This is a genomic window from Ktedonobacter sp. SOSP1-52, from assembly GCF_016587395.1.
In genome coordinates this window covers 585,835-608,021 of record NZ_BNJH01000002.1, presented here as the reverse complement: position 1 = coordinate 608,021, position 22,187 = coordinate 585,835, and the positions used below count along the sequence as shown (strand labels likewise).

The 22,187-nt window shown below is 52.5% G+C and carries 17 protein-coding genes, 3 tRNA genes and 1 pseudogene; 4 read left to right on the top strand and 17 right to left on the bottom strand.

Annotation, left to right across the window (positions count from 1 at the left end; translation table 11 throughout):
* Position 1: 1 nt before the first annotated feature.
* From JMJ16_RS18315 to JMJ16_RS18300, 4 genes and pseudogenes are all read right to left on the bottom strand, one after another.
* Positions 2-1,150 carry an acetyl-CoA acetyltransferase gene (locus tag JMJ16_RS18315; RefSeq protein WP_201383787.1) on the bottom strand — a complete coding sequence of 383 codons (1,149 nt, stop codon included), beginning with the start codon at positions 1,148-1,150 and terminating at the stop codon, positions 2-4.
* Positions 1,147-2,313, bottom strand: coding sequence for an acyl-CoA dehydrogenase family protein (locus JMJ16_RS18310; protein WP_201383785.1), 1,167 nt, complete (start codon positions 2,311-2,313; stop codon positions 1,147-1,149). Before JMJ16_RS18310 ends, JMJ16_RS18315 begins: the two co-directional genes overlap by 4 nt.
* Before the next feature lie 90 nt (positions 2,314-2,403).
* Positions 2,404-3,018, bottom strand: coding sequence for a TetR/AcrR family transcriptional regulator (locus JMJ16_RS18305; protein ID WP_201368599.1), 615 nt, complete (start codon positions 3,016-3,018; stop codon positions 2,404-2,406).
* A gap of 347 nt (positions 3,019-3,365) precedes the next feature.
* A pseudogene (locus JMJ16_RS18300) lies at positions 3,366-3,683 on the bottom strand (recombinase family protein); the annotation flags it as partial.
* Between the two features lie 488 nt (positions 3,684-4,171).
* On the opposite strand from JMJ16_RS18300, the gene JMJ16_RS18295 reads away from it, so the two are divergent.
* Positions 4,172-5,395: a cytochrome P450 gene (locus tag JMJ16_RS18295; RefSeq protein WP_201383782.1), complete on the top strand. Its 1,224-nt coding sequence runs from the start codon at positions 4,172-4,174 to the stop codon at positions 5,393-5,395.
* Positions 5,396-6,191: 796 nt separating this feature from the next.
* Here the strand turns inward: JMJ16_RS18295 and JMJ16_RS18290 are convergent.
* The 3 genes from JMJ16_RS18290 to JMJ16_RS18280 all read right to left on the bottom strand — a co-directional run bounded on the left by JMJ16_RS18290 (position 6,192) and on the right by JMJ16_RS18280 (position 8,719).
* Complete coding sequence (locus JMJ16_RS18290; protein ID WP_201383780.1) at positions 6,192-6,797, bottom strand: hypothetical protein; 606 nt, start codon at positions 6,795-6,797, stop codon at positions 6,192-6,194.
* A 164-nt stretch (positions 6,798-6,961) separates the two neighbouring features.
* Complete coding sequence (locus JMJ16_RS18285; protein WP_201383778.1) at positions 6,962-8,098, bottom strand: hypothetical protein; 1,137 nt, start codon at positions 8,096-8,098, stop codon at positions 6,962-6,964.
* Between the two features lie 153 nt (positions 8,099-8,251).
* The gene (locus tag JMJ16_RS18280; RefSeq protein ID WP_201383776.1) at positions 8,252-8,719 is read right to left on the bottom strand and encodes a hypothetical protein; all 468 of its coding nucleotides are present in this window, start codon (positions 8,717-8,719) and stop codon (positions 8,252-8,254) included.
* Positions 8,720-9,324: 605 nt separating this feature from the next.
* Between JMJ16_RS18280 and JMJ16_RS18275 the strand changes: the two genes are divergently transcribed.
* Both JMJ16_RS18275 and JMJ16_RS18270 read left to right on the top strand, forming a co-directional pair.
* Complete coding sequence (locus JMJ16_RS18275) at positions 9,325-9,963, top strand: TetR/AcrR family transcriptional regulator (RefSeq protein ID WP_201383774.1); 639 nt, start codon at positions 9,325-9,327, stop codon at positions 9,961-9,963.
* A gap of 177 nt (positions 9,964-10,140) precedes the next feature.
* Positions 10,141-10,359 (top strand): hypothetical protein, encoded by a 219-nt coding sequence (locus tag JMJ16_RS18270; RefSeq protein WP_201368597.1) that lies wholly within the window; start codon positions 10,141-10,143, stop codon positions 10,357-10,359.
* 107 nt (positions 10,360-10,466) lie between these two features.
* Here the strand turns inward: JMJ16_RS18270 and JMJ16_RS18265 are convergent, their stop codons facing one another.
* The 10 genes from JMJ16_RS18265 to JMJ16_RS18220 all read right to left on the bottom strand — a co-directional run bounded on the left by JMJ16_RS18265 (position 10,467) and on the right by JMJ16_RS18220 (position 21,111).
* Positions 10,467-11,582 (bottom strand): VWA-like domain-containing protein, encoded by a 1,116-nt coding sequence (locus JMJ16_RS18265; RefSeq protein WP_201383772.1) that lies wholly within the window; start codon positions 11,580-11,582, stop codon positions 10,467-10,469.
* A gap of 6 nt (positions 11,583-11,588) precedes the next feature.
* On the bottom strand, positions 11,589-12,587 hold the full coding sequence (locus JMJ16_RS18260) for an ATP-binding protein (protein WP_201383770.1): 999 nt from the start codon (positions 12,585-12,587) through the stop codon (positions 11,589-11,591).
* 9 nt (positions 12,588-12,596) lie between these two features.
* Positions 12,597-14,492 (bottom strand): hypothetical protein, encoded by a 1,896-nt coding sequence (locus JMJ16_RS18255; RefSeq protein ID WP_201383768.1) that lies wholly within the window; start codon positions 14,490-14,492, stop codon positions 12,597-12,599.
* 97 nt (positions 14,493-14,589) lie between these two features.
* A tRNA-Val gene (locus tag JMJ16_RS18250) sits at positions 14,590-14,669 on the bottom strand.
* A 10-nt stretch (positions 14,670-14,679) separates the two neighbouring features.
* Positions 14,680-14,757: transfer RNA gene (locus JMJ16_RS18245), tRNA-Cys, on the bottom strand.
* Positions 14,758-14,850: 93 nt separating this feature from the next.
* Positions 14,851-16,602, bottom strand: coding sequence for a hypothetical protein (locus JMJ16_RS18240; protein ID WP_201383766.1), 1,752 nt, complete (start codon positions 16,600-16,602; stop codon positions 14,851-14,853).
* Positions 16,603-16,770: 168 nt separating this feature from the next.
* Positions 16,771-16,848 (bottom strand) — tRNA-Cys (locus JMJ16_RS18235).
* An 81-nt stretch (positions 16,849-16,929) separates the two neighbouring features.
* Positions 16,930-17,106, bottom strand: a complete 177-nt coding sequence (locus JMJ16_RS18230; protein ID WP_201383764.1) for a hypothetical protein — start codon at positions 17,104-17,106, stop codon at positions 16,930-16,932.
* A gap of 340 nt (positions 17,107-17,446) precedes the next feature.
* Positions 17,447-18,736: an RNA-guided endonuclease IscB gene (gene iscB, locus JMJ16_RS18225; protein WP_201386147.1), complete on the bottom strand. Its 1,290-nt coding sequence runs from the start codon at positions 18,734-18,736 to the stop codon at positions 17,447-17,449.
* Positions 18,737-19,353: 617 nt separating this feature from the next.
* Positions 19,354-21,111 carry an SDR family NAD(P)-dependent oxidoreductase gene (locus JMJ16_RS18220; RefSeq protein WP_201383762.1) on the bottom strand — a complete coding sequence of 586 codons (1,758 nt, stop codon included), beginning with the start codon at positions 21,109-21,111 and terminating at the stop codon, positions 19,354-19,356.
* Between the two features lie 211 nt (positions 21,112-21,322).
* Here JMJ16_RS18220 and JMJ16_RS18215 point away from each other — a divergent pair, with 211 nt between their 5' ends.
* Positions 21,323-21,688 carry a HypC/HybG/HupF family hydrogenase formation chaperone gene (locus JMJ16_RS18215; RefSeq protein WP_201383760.1) on the top strand — a complete coding sequence of 122 codons (366 nt, stop codon included), beginning with the start codon at positions 21,323-21,325 and terminating at the stop codon, positions 21,686-21,688.
* Positions 21,689-22,187: the final 499 nt, after the last annotated feature.

The window sequence follows — 22,187 nt, the reverse complement described above, 5'->3', positions numbered from 1 at the left end:
GTCAATCCTTTCCAAGCAGAACCGTGGCCGCCGACGAGAGGACGCCGCCCGTGCCGTGAGCCAGGGCAATGTGCGCGCCCTCGACCTGGCGCGGACCACACTCTCCTCGCAACTGGCGCGTGGCCTCAATGAGCAGAAAGATGCCATACATCCCTGGATGACAGTACGAGAGTCCACCGCCATTCGTGTTCATGGGGAAGGTGCCGCCTGGCGCGGTTCGCTGTCCGCTGACAAAGGCCCCGCCCTCGCCCTTCCCGCAGAACCCCAGGGCTTCCAGGGTGAGCAGGACCGTGATCGTAAACGAATCATAGATCTCCGCGACATCGATCTCGGCAGGGGTCAATCCTGCTCGGGCGAAGGCGTCTCGCCCAGAGGCTGCAGCCGCCTGGTGGCTCGCCAGGTCGGGCATATTGGTGATCGTGTTGTGGGTATGAGCCTCCCCATGCCCCAGAACCCAGACCGGCGCTTTACGCATCTGCCGGGCGCGTGACGCGGAGGCGACGACCACCGCCCCTCCACCATCGGTCACCAGACAGCAATCGAGCAGGTGCAGCGGCTCGGCGATCCAGCGTGAGTTAAGCACATCTTCAATGGTGATGGGCTCGCGCTTCATCGCTTTTTCATTCAGCGTGGCCCATTTACGCGTCGCGACTGCGACCTCGGCCAGTTGCTCGCTGGTCGTGCCATACTCAAACATATGCCGACTCGCCGCCAGGGCATAGGCTCCCACGGGTGCTGGCAGACCGAAGGGTCCTTCATATTGCTCTGTGAGGCGATAGTAGGGTTGCCCACGCCCGCGAGCCCGGTCCGAGCGTTGCGTGCTCCCATAGGTAATGAGGGCGACCTCGAAGAGTCCGGCCTCGATACCCGCGAGCGCGTGGCCGATATGGGCCTCAAAGGAGGAGCCCCCGATATTGGTTGTGTCGGTGTACCTGGGCTGGATACCCAGGTACTCGGCCAGCATCAGGTTGGGGGACCAGGCCCAGTTGCCAGCGCAGAAGAGGGCCTCCACATCTTGCAAGCCCAGTCCCGCGTCCTCCAGGGCGGCCCTGGCCGCCTGGGCCTGGAGTTGTAGCACGGTCTTATCAGGTGTGCTCCCGAGATCTGATTCGGCCACGCCAACGATAGCGGCTTTGGGTGACGAGCTCATACAAGCTCCTCACCAAGCCTGACATAGCCACGCAAAAGATCGCGCGAAATGATAAAGCGCTGGATCTCGTCGGTACCCTCAAAGATACGCCAGACGCGCATCTCGCGGTACCAGCGCTCGATGGGGAGCTCCTTGGTGTAGCCCATGCCGCCGTGAATCTGCATGACACGGTCGGCGACCTGGTTGGCCATATTGGAGCCATAGAGCTTGGCGATCGAGGCTGCGTGCCGCGTATCCAGACCCTCTTCAGCCATCCAGGCGGCATGCAGCGCTAGCCAGCGCGTCGCCTCAATCTCCACACGTGAGTCAGCGATCATCCACTGGATGGCCTGACGTTCCGCGATGGGCTTGCCAAAGGTGGAGCGCGTCTTGGCGTAGTCAATGCCCATCTGGAGCAGGCGTTCGGCAGCTCCCACGGCCCGGGCGGCGATGTTCCAGCGTCCCGCACCGATCCATTGCATGCCCAAAGTGAAGCCCTGGTTGAGCTCGCCCAGAATATTCTCTTCAGGCACACGCACATTCTCGAAATAGAGCGAGGCCGGTCCCCACTCGCCCATGGTATGGATATAGTTTGAGCGCCAGCCCATCTCGCGATCGACGAGGAAGCAGGTCACACCACGCGCGCCACGCTCCTTATCGGTAACGGCGAAGACCATCGTAAAGTCGGCCTCATTACCATTGGTGATAAAGACCTTCTCTCCATTGAGCACCCAGTGATTCCCATCCTTGACCGCCGACATCTTGATATTGGCGGCATCCGAGCCCGCGCCCGGTTCGGTCAGGGCAAAGCAGGAGCGTCGCTCGCCATTGATGGTGGGGATGAGGTAGCGCTGTTTCTGCTCCTCATTGCAGTGATAGAGGATATTATCGGCGGAGCCGCCAAAGGCGAAGGGGACAAAGGTATGTGAGAGCTCCATAATGATAATTGCCGTCATCACTGGTCCCAGGTTGGCCCCGCCATACTCCTCAGGCGTATTAATGCCCCAGAAGCCCAGCTCTTTGGCCTTCTGCTGAAGCTGGCGTAGCTGTCCGCGTTCGATGCCTACACGCCCCTCACGCTCATTGCGTAGAACATCGCCCTCCAGTGGGAGCAACTCTTTTTGCACGAAGGCGCGAACCGTGTCTCTGACCATTTTCTGTTCATCGGTTAAGCGGAAATCCATGGTGGTCGTTCCTCCTAATTGTGTAATGACGTAGCCGCAGGAAGCATGAAGGCGCGTCAGCGCTCGGCACACCTGCGTAAGCGAAAATGGTTATGCCTGCTCTACAGGTGGATGTAAGAGCTGTGCATGGAAGTAGGCGAGTTGAGTGGAAATATAGGTTTCCAGGTCAATGTTGTTAGACGCGAAGTGCCAGGTCTTCTGCAAGGCCCAGAGATGTCCCAGCCCCAGGACATTGGCGGCCAGAATACGCGGTTGTGGCATATCTGGCCTGAAGACGCCGGCTTGCTGTCCCTCTTGGAAGAGGGCGACGAAATAATCATCGAGGCGATGAATAGGCCCTAGAATGCGTTGCCGTGTCTCGCGTTTGAGCGTTGAGAGGTCACGATACATGATCAGGAGCCGTTTGGATGTGCTGTCGAGTAGCGTGTAGAGTTCGCGTACAAGCGCATCAAAGCGCTCCAGGGGATTAGCGATTGTATTAGCCCGCTCAAGGACATCGCGGTAAATTGTGACGGCGTCCTCACAGCAGGCCAGCAGGATCTCTTCTTTGCTGGGAAAAATATAGTAGATAAGGCCAGTACTGATCCCGGCGGCCCGGGCGATATCTGGCATAGTCGTCCCATGGTAGCCCTTGCGGCTGAAGAGGTCACGCGCGGCAGTGATAATATCCTTGCGGCGTGCATCGCGGATAGCAGTGGTTGGCATAGGTCACCCGCATTCTTCCTTGAATGTCGGACGTCACTACGAGGGAGAATATACAACAAGATGTATCATCAGTGATACCTTTATCAGAGCGCTGGCACGTATAGTATCAGCTCTATCAAGATAAACTATGTATTAGGGATAACATATTTCAATTGAATAGTCAATAGGGATTCCAGGGACGCGCGAACGCCTTTTTGAGCTTGCGTGTCCCTGCCCGTATTGTCCAGATAGTTCTCGGAAATTCGTCAATTATCGCAGTATTTGGTGTCAACACTGATGTCAAGCGAAGGTCGCTCAAACGACCTCAGGAGAGCGACGAGTGGCGGTAAATTTACAGAGAATGCCCATAGATGATGCCAATCGCTGGAGTTGCGCGCGAGCCGAGAAACCTCCAGGCCTAAGACCAGCCCGACCTGTCCGAGGCCGACTTCAGTCACCAGGCGCTGGAATCGCAGACGGTCGGCTGTCGAGGCTCCCGAATAGCCCAGATCCTGGTCGATCACCACGATGCGCTCCTCGCTCCAACCGAGTGCTAGCGTACGTTCACGGAGCGCATACTGTCGGGAAGTACTTTCGGTATTCTCAAGGACTTGCTGGAGCGTACTTTGCCGCACGTACAGACATGCCAGGCGGCTCAGATGGTGAGCGGTGACCTGCTGCATCATCTTACTGATCCTCCTTATTTTACAAGCAGAAGTGTGCTCGCACACTTCATTTGGTCACACCCGGAAGGTTTGTTCTCCAGAATGTAACACAGGCAACCGCGACAGTCCAGCACGTTGCTTCTGTCTGTGGTTTTTGCGGATCGGATAGCCACTCCTTGAGTGGGCGCGTTTTGGGTGCCCTGGCAATGAGTTGGCTCTCTTGGGGATTGGGGAAGTAGAGAGTGAAGAAGAGGAGGAGGAGACACTGGCATGGGCGAACTCTCTGCCAGCGCAGAGGATCTCAATGTACTCGCTTTTGCTTAGCGTCTAGCTTCCAGCGAGTCCGAAGTCTGCTTTGTGTACTGTTTGCACAGCGGGCTGAAGCCCTCATTAAGGATTAAATAGTCCCGTATTGTTCGCGATTACGGTACAAGCAAGGGGTATTTAGGGTATAATAGACTTGGGCAATGCAATGCCTGCTAAATATGATTAAGAGAATGGAGTCTCTCATGTCCACAATGGAACCCCAGGTTGATTTTACTTCTCCAGCATTTAAAAAGAACCCCTATAAAATCCTTGCCAACATGCGACAACAGAACCCTGTCGCCAAAATCTCTCTCCCCGGAGACCGAGCAGGTTGGTTGGTTACTCGCTACGAGGATGTTGAAGCACTCATCCGGGATCCACGACTGTCCATCGACATACGAGACGTCTACCCACCTGAAGTCATCAAGGCGGTCTTCCCCTTTGGGGAGGTTTCGGAAGCGCTCCTACATAGTATGGTGTTCACCAATGATCCGAAGATGCATTCGCGTCTCCGTAATCTGGTGAGTGGCTCCTTCACTCCTCGCTATATCGAGACCTGGCAGGATCGTATTCAGAACATCATCGATGAAGTCATTGACCAGCTTCCAGAGCATGGTGAAATTGATTTCATTCGCGAAGTGGCATTCCCTTTGCCAATGATCGTTATGTCAGAATTGCTGGGTATCCCGTCCGAAGATAGAGATAAGTTCCGCGACTGGTCAAATAGTTATGTGGACTCACTGGGGAACCCCGCAGCCGCTCAGGCCATTATGAGCGATATGGCTGATTTTCAACAATATTTGTTTCAATTGGTTGAAACCAAGCGGACCAACCCCTCAGATGATCTCTTGAGCAAAATGGTTCACACCGAGGTAGATGGGGATCACCTATCTCGTCAGGAACTCATCGGTATGACGCTCCTTCTTGTCATGGCCGGAAACGAGACTACGGCCTCACTCATCGGTAGCGCTATGCTTACCCTCTTCCAAAATCCTGATCAAATGGAGCTCCTGAAGCGGAATCCGGCCTTGCTGAAGCCGGCAATTGAGGAGTTTATTCGCTATCGGGGCCCACTCCTCAATTTGAATGATCGTTGGGCGGTGGAAGATTTTGAGTATAAAGGGCAGCAGATCAAAAAAGGTGAGGCCATCTATCTGTGTGTTACTTCCGCCAATCGTGATGAGGAGCGTTTTCAGAACGGAGGATCCTTCAATGCTCAGCGCCCAGATCTTCAGAGACATGTGGGCTTTGGTCTGGGTATGCACTACTGCCTCGGCGCACCGCTGGCTCGCCTGGAGGGGTTCATTGGCTTGCGCACTATCTTGCAACGCTTGCCAGGGATTCGCCTCGCGGTTCCAGTAGAAGAACTTACCTGGCGGCCAAGTATCATCACGTTCGCTCTGGAAAAACTTCCTGTGCGCTACTAACACGGTAGCTATCTAATAGATTCGCTACCATTGGCGAACTCTAAAGAGCAAGAGCCAGGGAGGCGAAGCGCAAGGCGAAGCGCTTCGCCTTTCGTTTGCCTTGAAGGACGGCTTCTCTGAATGGGAGTTTCCAGGTGAATTGCAGATGCGCACTATACAGGCATAGAAAATTTCTCGAAACTTACTCTGTTTCAGCACATGTTCAAAGATCACCCCTATCACTCTTGACTCTTCCCACCTTTGGGAAAAGGACGGATTGCTGGCAAGAAAAGCCTGTTGCGGGCTCGCGACAACGAAGCAGGTGTCGACGTGGCTGCGGACTCATTTCTCCCCTTGTGGAAGGAGTAAATCGAACGCGCCGCCCCCACCGCTACTTCACTTGCCTCAAGAGTCATACCTGATGATGGCGTTGTTGTCGGGCAACCACTTTTTCGCGTCTCCACCACTGCATATTCATCACCTCAGTACCCCATGGTGCCCGATGGTAGAGTGTCCACTGCACTCGTTTAATTCATGTCTCGGCATGAGAGACCCCGCAGATAGCCGCCCTTAGTTCACTTATGATCAATGCTGTGTGGGTTAGGAGAATAAGACGACCTTTTGGTACACTGATGATTGAGCGGTTTCTGTTGCTTTTCCTCAGTGTATCCTATGGGATCATCTTTTGTCTATCTTGCCTCTTTTCTTTCCTGTGAACCCCCTTTCCAAAAAGTTTGCTTTGGGTCATGTCACTTTCACTCCTTGTACATCCCTTTTTTCAGCGGGTTGAAGCTGAAGTGCGTCGACGTCTGTCTGATTAACCTACGAGTGAAATTGCCCCTATCTGCTGTAAGAAGAGAAGTCCACTCTTCACATCCTCAAAGCGGAGGCGAGGTAGCATGGCTGTAATGTCAGCCACTGTCCGTTGCCCATCAACTAGTGAGAAAATCCAACTTAGTATTACCTGTTCATTCGCTGACAAGTTGCCGGGCCAAGAGAGATCAGAAGCCCTCTTAAGGGGAATTGGCACCATGTTGACCGCGATGCCATTACTATATTGCTGAAGCTGACGTGGTTGTGTCTGGTAATAGGGATCTCTGATGGCAGGAGATGCCTGCTGGATGCCTGGGCGAGGTCGTGATGCCTGTGGCGGTGCCTGGGGATGAAAAGACCAGGCAAAAGGACCTTTTTTGTTGTTGGTTGCTATAACCACATCAATGCCTAGCGAATAACGTTTCCCAGTGGTATCTTCAACAATACACGATGTAATTTTGCCATCAGCAATTTCAATAGTACAGCGACAGCGGCCTCGGACACCAGGTATGTGTGAAACTTCAGCGCTGAGTATGCCATGTTTGCGTAAACGCTGTAACGTCATCAAGGCAACTTCCAGGCCCAGACTAGCATCAATTCCCTTATCCACGTGGTCCCCCTGAAGTGGATCTATCTATTCCTCTCTCAAAATTAGTAGAAAAACATTCTATCCATGATGACCCGGTTCTGCAGCGCTTACATTGGCAATGTTCGATATAGCAACGCTCACCGCATGAAAAATAAACTGGTTCATCGTCGCAGATATGCATTTACTCAGAACATGCCTCCTTCCGTTCTCCTTGTCTGACCCCTTAGGCGATTCAGTAATTCCTTTTGTAAGTTAGCAACAGTAAGCGCAAGCGGGGCAAGAGCGGTTTTAGTTGCGAAAGGAGTGATAGGTTGTTCGGGTGAATGTAGGGTGCGACGTAACAACTCATTATAAACCATAATATGTTCTTGTAGTTGGGCTAGCTCCTGCTCTCTCTGCTGAGAGCGCTGTAGGCGGGTCCAGAGAGAATTCAGAATGCCTACCAGCGGCCAGAGCACTTTTGATGTAGGATAGGAGATACGTTCTCCCGTCCGACCATTCATGGTGTCGGTATGAGCCTGTACCATTTGCTGGATACTCTCCTCTAGTTCACGTTTGGCCTCCGCTTCGAGTTCGTTCTGCTGGGCCGTTGCCCGCTCAATGTTCGCGATAAACTCCGCTTCATAGCTCTGACGGGCCGCTCTGGCAACACTCATGAGCAAGAACGCGGACACTCCGGTGAGGAGCAGAAGGAGTATAAGAGGCCGTACGAGAATTCCCATAAAGCCTTCGTGATTGAGCAGGTCGGTAAAACTGGTAGTGCGCGGCTGATAGATAAGATCCAGGACGACAAAGACACAGTCAAGGATGGTGAGAATCCAGATAGCACGAAGAGGCAGAACAGCAAGCGCAAGGAGTATAACCAGCGCTAACATATCATAGACCTGTAAAGCTGTCTCGTTGAGCGGCATTGTCGTCAAGATGTAATATATTATCACGAATTGAAGGGGAATGGTCACGAGCAATCCAGCAATCAAGATATGCCCAGCACGATTGAAAAACGGTGCAATCATAAACGCGATCACGACACCAAAAACCACCTGGAATAAATAGGGATTTGGCATGGCAAGGCTGGTTATATCCCCACCGACTAACATGGGGAAGAAAACGATAGTTACCACACTCACTGTGCGTGCTCGGCGATATTCCTCACGTTGTGGCACGGTCGCATTCTCTGGCAGCGGTGGCGGACTGGCAAACCCATGCCACCAATGCATAAACCTTGCGCCGAGTGATTTTTTGGTAGGGATCGTTATCACCTCTTGCACAGTCCCCAGTTCTTCTGCCTGTGGTGTGTTATTGGATGAATAAAAGTTGTTCACCTTGTTCTCTCCTGTGAGCGGGGGGATGGAAAAAAGTGTATGTATTCCTTTTCTGTATTGTTGAGTTTGTTTTTGCTGACCGCCGCTCCGTATGGTTGTGTTTTGTGCCAATATCCGGCTGAATAGAAAAAATCGAGTGATTCCTTAAGGAGCTTATATTGGCCCTTTATACTGCAAATATAATAACACAATCATATGCGGATAAACCATTATATCCTCAGTATGTAGGAGTTCTATGCTAAAAATGGGGGGTGCGAGCGGAGAAAGGTGCGCTAGCTCCGCCTGGAGTTCGAGCCAGCAGTGTTTCATGTGGGCGTTGGGCCAGTCTCCTCCTGCTGCAGCCAGAATAATGAGTGGAATGGGTGGGAATGATGTTGCTGCTCGAATTTGTGCATCACTTTGTTGGAGAGCTTGTGCTTCACCAAAGATCCAGTCATAGGCATGTGAGCGTAGTCCCATGGCTCTTGCTCCTGGTTGAAGAGCAGGTGGTAATGCGTCGACCACGCTGTTGGGCTTGCTTTGCAGACGTAAGAGATCCAGGCGTGCGAGGAATGGACGCGAGCGGAAAAGTTGCCATTGTATCTGTTGGCCCAAATTCTCTTTGAGGGGTGGTTTTGGCATCCGGGTCCTTTGGTCTTCTGGGGAAGCATCCACCAGGACCATGCCAGCCACCTGCTCAGGATGCTGACAGGCCTACAGGCGCACATTGAAGTCCCCAAAAGAGTGACCCACGAGGATGTAAGGCGGCTCCATACGAGGAAGGGCGAAGGATGGCGTAGAGTAGTCATAGTTATGCGTGGCGAGACGAAGGGTGTGAGACCCACTCCCTCCCGTTGACACCAAGAAGAGGAGTTGAGAGCCTGGTCACAACTGGACGTGTGAAAGGTGTGAGCCGCCAGAGTAGGGCGCATGAGAGAGCGTGAGACGAGAAGGGCAGCTTGGCGCAGATGTTTTAAAGGCATAAGCCCTCTCTTCTTTCTCAGAATAGATGGACTTATGCGTTGTCAAGTACCCAATAAAGTTTTACCAGGTACGGGACACTGGGGCATTCCTCGATAGTGACGACAATGAGAAGCCTTGTTTTCTGCTTGACAATTCTCGTGCTTTCTGGTAGTTTCTTCTTCTAGAGCGTACACAGACGACTCCTCTGGCAATCGATGAAATATGCTGAAGTAGGCATGCATATCGACGTCGCCGATATCTGAAGAACATTTGGAGGGAGCCATATGCGCGAATCCACCCTTTCGCTCAAAGAACGTCAACGTCAGCAACGTGAGCAGCTTATTCTCCATGCCTCGGAGGAAATTCTGCTGGAGAAGGGCTATCATGAGATGTGTATGGACGAGGTGGCTGCACGTGTGGGTATTGCCAAAGGAACCCTCTACCTGCATTTTTCCCGCAAAGAAGACCTGGTCCTGGCCCTACTCGAGTTGCAGATGCAAGCTATCTTGCTGAATGTGCAGGAGGCGGTATCCGCGCCTGGCTCGGTGCGTTCGCGCCTGGAAACGCTACTTGCGACGAGCTATATGCGTTTAAAGGGTGAGCGTGGGCGTCTCTTTTATGCGCTTTTCGGTGCCGTTGAACTTCGACCTCTCTTGCGATCCCGCCACCATGCCCTGCTCGATCAGCTTTTAAGCAGCCTTGAAGTTTTGCTCAATGAGGGGAAAGTCTCTGGCGAATTCGATCCCGCCATCCCCACCACGATTATGTTGCATACCTTCTCCAGCCTCCTTGCCTCCTATCCCTTTAAACGCTTGCTTTTGGATGAGACGGTAACTCCTGAGGAACTGGTGCAATACGTAGGGAAAATTTTCTTCCGTGGCGTGGCCAATCCCCAGCGCGCCTATGTGGAGTCGCTGGCCTAAATAGCACTCCTGTAAGGTTATTGGCTTGCCAATTCGCGTGCGATACCTGGGCTATGTTCTTCTCAGTACAATGAAAACGAGGTCGCAACACCCACGTTGTTGTCCTCTCACTGTGTCAGCATGTAAGATTTCTGCGCACAATCACTGACATGCGCGCTACCGAAAAGGAGTATCTCAATGAGTCGCAAGTCTGAGCATGAGAATGAGAAGCAGCAGAAGACCAATCGCAAAGAGAAAGATACGGATCAGTCTCAGGTGGTCAATGATGAGGATATTCCTGTAGAGTCGAAAGAGCAGGCTATTGAGGAGATCCGCGAGGCTGCTGAGAAGTCCGGTTATGCTAAGCAGGTACAAGAGGAGACCAACAAGCGCGAGCGTGGCGAAAAAAATCGTTAGTCTCTCCTTGCTTCAGATTGTCAGTTGTACCAGTTGGCCCTTATCGGGGCGCATCACATGAGCGATGCCCCCGATTATTTATGTCTAAAAACACCCCAGTTTTATCTTCACATTAGTCTTACCGCTTCGCCAAAGGGAACAGCTTGTAGCGCGATTCCTCCTGGCGTCAGGACCCACAGGACTGGCAGCGATCCCTCTTGCTCTGGAAATGTCCCATATCCGTCGGTCAGGTAGACACACACGCCTGCCTGGTTGGAATCATGCTCTTTCTCAATGGTTTCAAAGAAGGGACGAAAGCTGGTGCCACCTCCACCGACTGGCCTGGGCAGGTGCGATGGGTCCTGACTCGTCAGCTCATAGGGACCATAACATCTCGCGTCGGCATAATATAAGTGGGCCTCCAGGTGTGGATAGGCCTGGAGGATGCCTCGAACCTCGCTGAGAAAGAGAGCGAGTAGCCTGTTGTCGATGGAGCCGCTGGTGTCAACGGCGATATAGACGCGTACTGACTCCCCCTGAAGCGTTTCCAGGTAGAGGCCGCGTCCTACAAAGCGCCGATCAAAGCCCTGAAAGTCGTTGGGTGTCTGGACCAGGAAGCGCCACAGGTAGCTGCGCCAGTCCAGTTGAGCCGGGTTGAGGTGCGACAGCTCACGCTCCATTCCAAGTGGAAGGTTTCCCTGTCCCAGCATCTCCGCGAGCGCCTTTGCGTGCTGTAATGCCTGGCGCCAGTGCTGCTCAAGCTCAGCATAGGTCGGCTGACCTGGGCCATCCATGGGGAGCAGATCGCCTACATGCAGCGTATATTTCCTGGCTTGCGTTTGAAGAATATGATAGATCTCTTCGACGCTCAGGTGCTCCAGTTTTGTGTCGCGTATATGCCCTGGTGGTAGTTCGAAGCCCTCTTGAGCGAGCACCATACCATTGACCACGATATCCGCCGCGATATTCCACATGAGTGGCTCGCGTGTGCCACATCTGGGAACATGTAGCAGAGCCGCGTGCAGTACTTCATGCGCCATCAATCCCAGTCGCTGCTTAGGCGTCAGTGTCTGCCAGAAGTCAGTATTAATAAAAATATTTTTGCCGTCGGTGGCCGCTGTGGGGATGCGCGCTGTGATCTCGATCTGGGCGAAGAGCGTCAACGTGGCGAAGAACGGCGCGCGCAGGCGCAGTTGTAAGATGGTCGCGCTGATCTGTCGCTGCAACTCTGCGTTCTGCTCCATGGTCTGTTACCCCAACAAGGACATATAATCGCTGAACATCTGCTGGAGACGCTTATCTTGCTGCACCAGGCTGGCGAATTTTCCCAGTTCGTTGCGTGCCTGGACCAGCTTGAAGAGGTCGGTCGCAAAGAATTGTATCCACTCGGCGCTCGCCTTCTCGCCGATCCACTGAAAGGCGCTATAGCTCTCCTGCATATTCGCCGCGCGCAGCGTAAGCGCCGTGGTGAGCGCATAGCGTAACGATGGCTCTTTGGGAAAGGCTATTTTTTGTCCATTCCCCTTGAGAATCGAGGCCACATCTGGAAACTGGTTATAAATAGCGCAGAAGGCCTGGAATTCAGCCGCCGCTGCCTGTCCAATTACTGGATCAATTGGTAGTTCCGCGTGATAGAGCTGCGAGGCCATCATCCATGAGCGGGGGGAGGGCCAGGCTGGCTGTTGGGGATCAATTCGGTGCAGAAGTCCAGGCCGGAAGGAGAGAAACGCAAGTAGGCGCTCATGCAGTTCATGAGCCATGGCGTAGGTCTTAAAGCTCTCGAAATGTGGTTCAACCACCAGGTGGACAAAACGGTTCGCCAGGGGCGTGGGCATCTCAAAGACGGAGGCGCGATCCTCCTTGCGGTTACCCGCCGCCCAGATGAACCAGCCCTCAGGCACAGTATATGAGCCAACCTTGCGATCGAGAATAAGCTGCTGCGCCATCCCCTGCATTGCCGGAGGGGCCATATTGAGTTCATCCAGGAAGAGGATGCCCGCGCCCTCGCGTGGCAGGAACTCCGGCGGATACCAGCGCGAAATGCCGTTTTCGGCGACGGGCAGGCCACGCAGGTCGGTGGGTGCAAGCTGCGAGAGGCGCACGTCAATGAGGTCAATGCCATGGGCCTGTGCTGTCTGGGCCACGATGCTCGATTTGCCAATGCCTGGTGGTCCCCAGAGCATCGTGCTGAGCATCAGGCGTCGCTCAATCAGAGTATGGAGAAAGTGCGAGAGGGCTTCTGGTGTCATGATCATTCCTTACTTTTTCTTTTCACGCAGGGCTAGTTGTTGACGGGCAGCTGCGCGTACATAGCGATTGGCGTCCTGTGCCAGTTCCTTGAGCAATGCCGTTGAGGCATTGGGGTGTTGCGCGCTCTGGTAGCGCTCCATGGGAATGGGCGAACGCGCAAAGATGCTCAAAAATTGCATGGGGAGCTTTTCGTAGGCTAGCAGTTTCGGGCGTATCCAATCGCTGGTGCTCGACCTGAGTTCCTTCATATAGTAGTTTTGTAACATTTGGGTTCGTCTCTTTTTGGAGACCGCCGGGTGGTCTAAGATACTCTCCAGAAAGAATGCGGGTTTCTGGTTAAAGCTTTGTATACTCACTCTCCCTAGAATACCTTCCAAAGTCTCCAGAGGCGTATGTGGATTGCGTACTAGACTGCCCACTGTGTGTCCCTCCTCTGCTAACTTTTGCAAAACAAGGACTGGCGTGCGCTTATGCCGCGCACAGATGGCTTTCAGGCGCAAATTTCCACTGGCGGCGATGGTTGTGAGCATCTCTGGCGTGGCGTTTGAATTTCTGGCAATGCCTTCCCACAGGTCGAGATCATGCCAGAGCTGGTCGAGGAGTTCCAGGGGAATACGAGGGTTGGCCGCCAGCTTTTTGCGCACACGTATTTCCGGGTGCTCCACGAAGCGTACAAACAACTCCCTGGGTAGTTGAGAGTTCCCTGCTAGTTTTGCCAGAATATCATCATCTGGGTCTTCGGCGAGCTGGAAGAAGGCCTTTTCCGGCAAGGTTGGGTTCTGGGCTGCGGCCTGGCGTACGACTTCTTCTTTATCTCTGGCCAGGGAGAGCAGGACGTGTTGAGGGGTTTTAACGTTACGTGCCAGAGCTATACGTACCTGGTCGTATTTATCCTGCGCAAGCTGGCTATAGATCTGTTCCGAAAGTCCATGCCTGGCCGCGACTGCTGTGCGTACAATCACATCAGTATCTCGTGCGAGTTTCTCTAGGATATGCTCTTCGAGTTGGGGATGACGGACCGCTGCCTGCCTCAAGTAGGGATCGCTGCTCGCTACCAGGTGAGCAAGAAGCGTCGACGACATGTGAGTACGCTTTATCAGGCTGTAACGTACCTCCAACTTCTTGTCTTGAAGTAGCCGTAGAAGCACCTCATCAGAGGTGCGTGGATGTCGCGCGACAGCCTGGCGTACTCGAACCTCTTTATGCTGAGCCAGGCCTCTCAATACATCTTCATCAATATCTGGGTTATGGTATATCAGCGTTACCAGCCGCTCGACTTGTGTGTTAAATTCTCCCTGTCGGAACCAGTGTTTGGCTAAATCTGGTAAAACCATGGTTGTGAGTATAAGACTTTCATGCTCGGGAAGTCCTCTATCTAGCGGCTGTCTTGGTTGGAAAATATTGAAATGAGACTTTTGTAGCTCCTCTGAACTTGTTATTTCACCCGCCACGCTGATATGAGCATTATAGGAAATCATGACATGCTCTTTTACATATGATGCGATCATAACATGACCCTGTTGAAACCATTGTAGCCAGTGTTGAGGGATCTCTGCGCAGCGTAAGAGCTGGAGCCAGGCTTTCGGTGAAGCTTCTTTGATAAAATCTGGTTGAGTCAGGTTGAGTAGTGGAAGAAGTGGATTGCACAGAAATTCATGCGGGAACTCCTCTATCAGCTTGAGCAGTTGTGTAAGAGGGGTGTTGGGATTCTGGGTTGTGGCGCGTCGCACCACATCATTTTGGTCCAGGGCGAAGGCTTCGAGTAGGTTTGAGGGGGCATTTGGATTGGCAGCGATGATGTGTTTTAGTTCACGTTCTTGCGCCAGCTCAGCTAGGCGTGCAGGTGCAGTCTCGGGGTTGGCTGCTTCTCCAGCATAGGGATGTTTCTTTCGGTGGTGCCTCATAGTGAATATGCTCTTTCACAAGTTATTGGCGGATTCTATATCTGGGAAAAGGGATGCGTAATCAGAGAAGGTGCGAAGTGAAATAGACGATGAGAGTCGGAGGTGACCGGGAGTTGAACCCGGTGTCTGCCTAACGCCTTGTCAGGGCGCCGCATGCTGACGCTGCACCACACCTCCGAAAACAATATGGAGCGGCCAGGAGTCGAACCTGGCGTCTTTTGTCGCTTTTGCAGAGCGAGTATATGCTGACCGCTGCACTACATCCCCATATCGACCGAACGCTCGGTGCGGTTACTATAATATAGAAGAGTTTCACTGTCAATGCAGCGACCAGCATGTTTATCAGTCAGTCAGTCAGTCAGTCAGTCTCTGCCTTGTTCTCATCGCGCAGGGCCAATTGCTGACGGGCGACCGCGCGTACATAGCGATTGGCGTCCTGTGCCAGTTCCTTGAGCAAGGCTAATGAGGCATTAGGGTGTTGTGCGCTTTGATAGCGCTCCAGGGGAATAGGCGAACGTGCGAAGCTGTACAAAAATTGGATGGGGAGCTTTTCGTAGGCCAGCAGTTCTAGACGTAGGGAATCGCTCGTCATAGATTGGAGCGCCTTCGCGTATGAATCGAGCCGCATCTGAGTACGTTCCTTTTGGGAAACGACTGAGGGATAGGCGAAGTTTGCTTGAAAAGACGCGGATTTTTGATTGGAATTTTGCATCCTTAGCTGATTAAGTAATTCCAGGGGAATGCGTGGATTGGTTATTAGGTTTCGAAATATATTTACGTCTGAGTGCTCGGCAAAGCGCATAAACAAATCCCTGGGGAGCCGAGCGTTTCCTGCCAGTTGTGCCAGAATATCGTTATCTGAATCGTTGGCGAGGAGATAGAAGGCCTCTTCAGGTAATCTGGGGTTCTGGGCTACTGCATAGCGCACAACTGGCTCTATATCCCTGGCGAGGGAGAGCAGTAGTGGCGAAGGCGTTTTAACATTCCGTGCTAGCACCATACGTACAGGAGTGTAGGTATCCTGGGCGAGCTGGTAGTAGTGTTCTTCCGAAAGACCATGCCTTGCCGCGATTGCCTTGCGCACAGTCATATCAGTATCCTGGGCAAGTAGGTGGTAGAGCCGCTTTGGAAGCCCATGTCTGCTCGCAACTGCCCGCCGCACAATCGCATCTGGATCATGTGAGAGGGTTTCCAGCATATGTTCTTCAAGCTGGGGTTGATGGGCTGCCCCTCTTCTTAAGAGGGGATCACTGCTGGATGCTAAATGCATCAGCAGCGATTTCGACATTTTTGCGCGCTTTGCTATGCTGTAACGTACATCTAACTCTTTGTCTTGAAGCATCTGTAGAAGCACATCTTCTGGCGTGCATGGATGATGTGCGACGGCCAGACGTACCTTTAGCACTTGATGTCTGGCTAGCTTTCTCAATATGTCTTCATCGATCTGTGGACTATAGCGCAAAGAGATGACCAGATCCTCTACATTGATATTTTCTATCTGCCAGTGTAGGCTGTGATTGATAAAGTCTGGTAAAACCCCACAGGTGAATATGAGCAACTGATGTATGGAACCGTTACTGTAGAGAGGTGATGTAGGTTGAAGAAGAGCGTGCTGTGACTTTTGTATTTTCTGTATATTTGCTACCTCACCTGCGACGCAAATATGAGCGTTATAGGATAGCAAGACGTGTTCTCTGACATAGGAGGCGATCATCACATGACCTTGCTGCAACCATTGCAGCCAGTGCTGAGGGATCTCTTCACAGCGTAAGAGCTGGAGCCAAGCCTTGGGTGAGGCTTTTTTGATGAAGTTGGGCTCGGCCAGATTGAGGAGGGGCAGAATAGGGTTGCGCAGAAACTCGTGCGGAAACTCCTCCGTTAACAGGAGCAGTTGTTTTAGAGGGGTATTAGGATTCTGAGCAGTGGCACGCCGTACTGCTTCCTGTGGATGGCCGATAAAGCTTTCGAGTATATTTGGCGGCGTACTGGGATTGGCGGCGAGGATGGGGTGAAGCTCGTGCTCTTGTGCCAGTTCTGCCAGGCGTGCAGGATCCGTCTCGGGGTTGGCGGCCTCTCCAGCAGAGGGGTGTTTCTTTTTGCGGTACCTCATCGTGGGTGTACTCTTTCATCTCTTGGACAGGGCAAAGTGTGTTCAAGGAAGGCGCAAAGGGTATAGATGGTGAAGAGAGGGAGGTGACCAGGAGTTGAACCTGGTGTTTGCTATCCGCCGTGCAAGGGCGGCGCATGCTGACGCTAATCACACCTCCCAAAAACAATATGGAGCGGCCAGGAGTCGAACCTGGCGTTTATTTCCCGCTTGTGCAGAGCGGGAAGTGCTGACCGCTGCACTACATCCCCATATTGACCAAGTAATCGGTACGCCTACTATAGTATAGAAGAGTTTCTATGTCAATGGAGCGGTCAGCGTGCATCCTGATCAGCCTTCCTCTGCCTTTTTCTCTTCGCGTAGTGCCAATTGTTGACGAGCGACTGCGCGCACATAGCGATTGGCGTCCTGGCTCAGTTCCTTGAGCAAGGCCTTTGTGGCATTGGGATGCTGCGCATTCTGGTAATGCTCCAGGGGCAGAGGCGAACGGGCAAAAAGATACAGCAATTGGACTGGTAACTTTTCATAGGCAAATGGAAATAAGCGTTACCAGACGGTCAGCGTTTCCGTTGAATGTTCCTCGTTGCAGCCGGTGTGCGACTAGATCTGGCAAAAGCATGCATGTGAGCATAAGAAATTTATGCTCTTGGAGACTGGTGTTGAGCGACGATTTGGCCTGGAGAAGGTTGAGATGGGGGTTGAGTAGCTCCTGGGAATTTGTGATCTCGCCTGCGACGCGAATATGAGCATTGTAGGCCAGCAAGACATGTTCTTTAACATAGGAGGCAATCATTACATGACCCTATTGAAACTAGTATAGAATCGCGTCATGTGGGTGCCCCTCATTTCAGTCATGGAGAGGAGCATGAGGTACTCCTTTCTGAATATACTCATACCCGTCAGCACGATGGACACATCGCAGATATTTGGGGTGGATATCCCTCTTCCCAAGTCGAAATTCAGGTCGATGACGAATCGCAATGCGCCCTTCAAATACCCCTTTGGGGGAAATCGCTTTGACCATATCGCCTGTTTGATAGCCCAAGAACTTCTTTTTCCGTTGTTTGTGTTGCTTGGGAAAGCCATATTTATCAACGACACACATTTGCCGTGATCCATGTCCCATAGCTTTGATCTGCAAGGGGACTATTCCCCTATGAGAGAGTGCCACGGGCGTACTTTTGCCTACACACGCCGCATCCAGCCAGTGCGTTTTGGGCAACCCTCTTGTGCTCCGATTGTATTTGGTCAACCCACCACTCCCACACTCGACCGGCAATCCAAAGGCTTTGAGTCGTTTCAAGAGAGCCCATCGCGTAGTATTGACCGCACTTGCATCCTTGAGTGGGCTCTTGAGCTGAGCAAGAATGCGCTTGAGCACCTCCGGTTTTTTGGCAAGAAAGATCGTAATCTCTCGATTGTTTTTGGCTTTATTACAAGGCTCACATGCCAGGGTCAAGTTACTAATTCGGTTGGTTCCCCCCTTGGCACGAGGATGAATATGTTCCACTTGCAAGGGAACGTTTTGTTTGCCACAATAGGCACAGGTGCGTTCCCACTTTTCCAGCAAGTATTCCCTCACCTCATAGCCTTGAAGCGTGCCTTGCTGATATGTCAGCCCGCTTATGTCGGGATTTTGCATGTGTTGCAGATCAAATTTGACTAGTTCCATGCTCAGAGCTGTAATGGGAGCCAAGCGACATAAACGCGCGACCCACGTGAGGATATTGGCAAGCCGACTCTCTAGTGAGGGTGGCACCCATCCCTTCTTGCGCCTTCGATTCTGCCAACGGGGCTTCCTATACCGCGTTTTGCGGTTGCGTCGTTTGCGACGGACCACGCGACGATCATCAAGGCTTTCCTTAATGGCATGACCACGATGAGTAAGTTCTGCCGCAAAGACGACCTTGCCGTTAGTATCATCCACCAGAGCCATTCCCGTGGTAGTACTCCCTGGATCAAGCTTCAAACGTAATGGCTGCACCTGTAGTTCCTCTACCACTCGTTTGAGCACAATGGTAAAGGGATATCTTCGGTATACAGCGGCTTTCCCCTGCTTGAGTAAACGCCGCGCATATCCAGGATGCATCGGATCCAAGGGTTGATAATCTGTATCAATCACAAACACATTGCTCATCATTGAGCCTCCTCTTGCGAGGGTAATGGTTGCCTCGATAATGATAGTGGGCGGTACTATTCTCTGAGCACTTCCTTTCACCCCGTACAGATGTTTAACCCAGAGATTCTAGAGCTACAGGCTGGCACGCACCCGTAGGTAGGAACTTGAACGCTTCCCGACTATCGTAGCCCGATAATCCTCTGCCAACACAAAGGATTCATGGCTGAATCTGAACAGGTCCAGGCTTGCGTCAGCAAGCCCCTGCCCTTTCAGGCATGGGGTACCTGACATCGACCGATTACTCAGCGCACCTACTATAGTATAGAAGATTTTTGTCGTCAAGAGAGCAAATGGCCTGAGATGCACCATAGATTTTTGCGAAGTGACCCTGTAGGTCTGACGTAAACGTGGGACCGATTCATCCTTTGGGTCGGGAAGGCAATCCATGAGATACAATTTCCCTGCAAAATACCAAAAATAGGAAAAGGCGTATTGCTCAGGATGCCATTTGGCGTGATGGAGAGCTTGAGTATCTCCCAAAGGATAAATTGATGTGCCGTAATCTCTATTCGGGGAAGTGACGTGGCGACTATGAGGCTGCCTGGCAAAAATGTGAGAAGTGGCAATCAGCCTGCTTACCAGTCAGAAGGCGTATAATCCTTGTAGAAGCGGCCATGTTCTAGCTGCCCATCGTTGATGGCGCTCCAGATGGGGTCGCATATGCGTGCTGCGGCGTCCTGCATATCCAGCGGCATGCTCTCCTGCGCTCGCTGCCAGATTGCCTCCTGGGTCGCGGGGGCCTGGCGCGTCACCCAGCCTGGATCAACGCTGTTCATGTAGATATTGTCCTGTGCCAGGTCGGCGGCGGCTGTATGCGTAAGCATATTCAGTGCGGCCTTGGCCATATTGGTGTGTACGTGTGTGCCCAGCTTGTTCTGGGCGAAGCGACCCTCCACAGCGGAGACATTGATAATAAAGCGCTGGGGAAATGGGCTATGTCGCAGGAGGTCGGTTAGACCCTTCACCAGCAGAAATGGCGCGGTAACGTTGATGACCTGGACCTCCAGAAACTCGGTCAGGTCAATCTCTTCGATGCGCTGGCTCCAGCTATTCTCTCTCCGCAAATCAAGCTGCGTTCCCTCTGCCGCGTTGCTCACCTGGCTTACACGTTGCTGCTCTTCAGCTCCAGTTTCAGCTTGTGTGGGGATAGGAAGTGCCAGTGCGTTAGAGACCTCAGCTATAAAGGATACCGGAGGCATGAAGGCATGGGAACGCGCGACGAGTTCCTGCTGAGCCGCTGGCAGCGTTTCTGGTGCCCTCTGCTCATAGGCGAGGAGCGGCGCATAGTAGGCATATGCGCGCTTGACGGTCTGGGCAGCGTTGTTGATCAGAATATCGAGCGCGCCATAGTGCTCTTTTATGTGCGCAATAAAGTATTCTATCAAGGACAGGTGGCGCAGGTCGAGACTATAGATATGTAGGCGCTCACGCCACTGTTCAAAATCAGGCTCCGCACTGTAGCGCTGGGCCGCGTCATGGGGAAAGCGCGTTGTTGCGATGACTGTTGCCCCAGCCCGTAGGAGGCGTAGCACCGTCGCGTAGCCGATATGAATGCGCGCACCCGTCACAAGCGCCAACCTTCCACGCAGATCTGCCTGGCTCTGCCGCTTCTGGTAATTGAGATCGCCACACTGGAGGCAGAGCAGGTCGTAGAAGAAGTGTCGTCGGGTAAAACGTTGCTTGCACCTGTAGCAGAGGCGTGTGCGTAACAGCTCTGGTTCGCGTGTGATCCCAATTGTGATCGCGCTAATGTTCTCGCCCTCCAGGCATGGGTTCACATAGCTTAGCCCTGGCACTAGCAGGCTCAGGTAGTCTGGCCTCTCTACCTCGCGTTGACGCTGGAGCACACGATACATAGCCTGGCTGTATGCTTCATGCGAGCCTTCTTCGTATCCTTGGTCGAGTTGTAGCCGTTGCACGAAGACAGCCCCCAGCGGAAGCAAATGTTTGAGCTTGACCTTTCCCTGTTGCGCCTGGCGTTTGCCAATGTCGCGCAGGGCTTTGGCGCTTGCGATAGCTTCTACTGACTCCACTAAACCCGCTTTATCCACCTCATCTGCCAGGCGTGCCACCAGCAATGCTGTTCGCTCGTCGCATTCTGTTTCTGTTTGTTGGCTTACTTCCAATGGGAGCGTTTTGTCAACAATGATAATATCCAGCCACTGGGAGCGCTCGCCCTGCTCATTCACCAGGTAACCTTCACCTACGCCGTAGCTGGCTGGGAGAAGCTTTGCCAGCTCTTCTTTACATTGGCTTCTCCCCTCAACCCCTGTTCCTGCCTGCTTCTTGAGACAGGCGACAATACTCTTCAAATGGTGGCGTAGATCGGTCATAGGTGCTTGCTATCCTTGTATCTGCTGCTCAGATCTGTTTCATTAACTCTTCGATTGGCATCAATCTAACATGCCTGTATGGTACTGTCAATCTGACGTGGGGGCTACATTATGCTTATGGCAGTAATATAGTTTTGTAGCTACTTCTTATTGAAATTGTAGTATTTGCAGTCGGGTTTATCTGCTCCTGATGGAAGAGGAGGGCTTTCCCATGAACTCTGAGGAGAATATCAATACGCAGGATGTCCTTTTTGAGAATACTAAGCATCTCTCAAGCTTGCCTGTGAGAGAAGAGAGCGCGGTGGTGCGTTCGCATGGTGTATGGAGCGAGCAGACGCCTCCGATGCCAGCGGGGACGTCGCCAGAAAGCCATTGTCTCACGTGTAGTGATGAACCTCAGGTCGCCAGGGTTATCAGCCTGGATGAGGAGGAGACGGGTTTCGCCCTGGTGGAGGCACAAGAACATATTGAGCGTGTCGATGTTTCGCTGCTGCCGCATGTCGCGCCTGGTGATACGCTGCTCATTCATGGTGGTGTCGCCATTGCGCATCCAGGTGTAAGGTCATCAGAACGCTAGAGTTGGGGCGGCATATCTGCATGTGCATAATATAGGCGCAAAAAAAGCAGGCTTTGTGCCCGTAAAGCCTGCTCTCAAGTCGGTTTGCAGTTCAGAATGTGTTTTCACATTTCCAAAAGGTTTCTCTCGTCCTGAGATGGAATCAGCTCGCCTTCCAGCGGGGTGATGTGTTTCTCATGGCCTTTATCTTACGCTCTCTCCGCCTTATACACTGTGAAGTAGCTCACAAAATGAGACATATCTACAGCATGATGCACTATTCTTGTCGCATCATGCGGCCTTGCTTTGTGCTTATTCCCTCCTTTATGATGTGTTCTTTGATCTGCGGGAATATAATGAAGGTGCTGCATGTTTCCTTGAGATGAGAGAGGCAATCACTCTGGCGGCAAAACCTTAGCATTTGCTGCTGGCTGTCGATAATAGGTAGCGTGTGCGTTGTGATGGCGTTATCTGTGTCGTCATCAATGCAGCCTTGCTGGCTGCGCTTTCCAACCGTTTT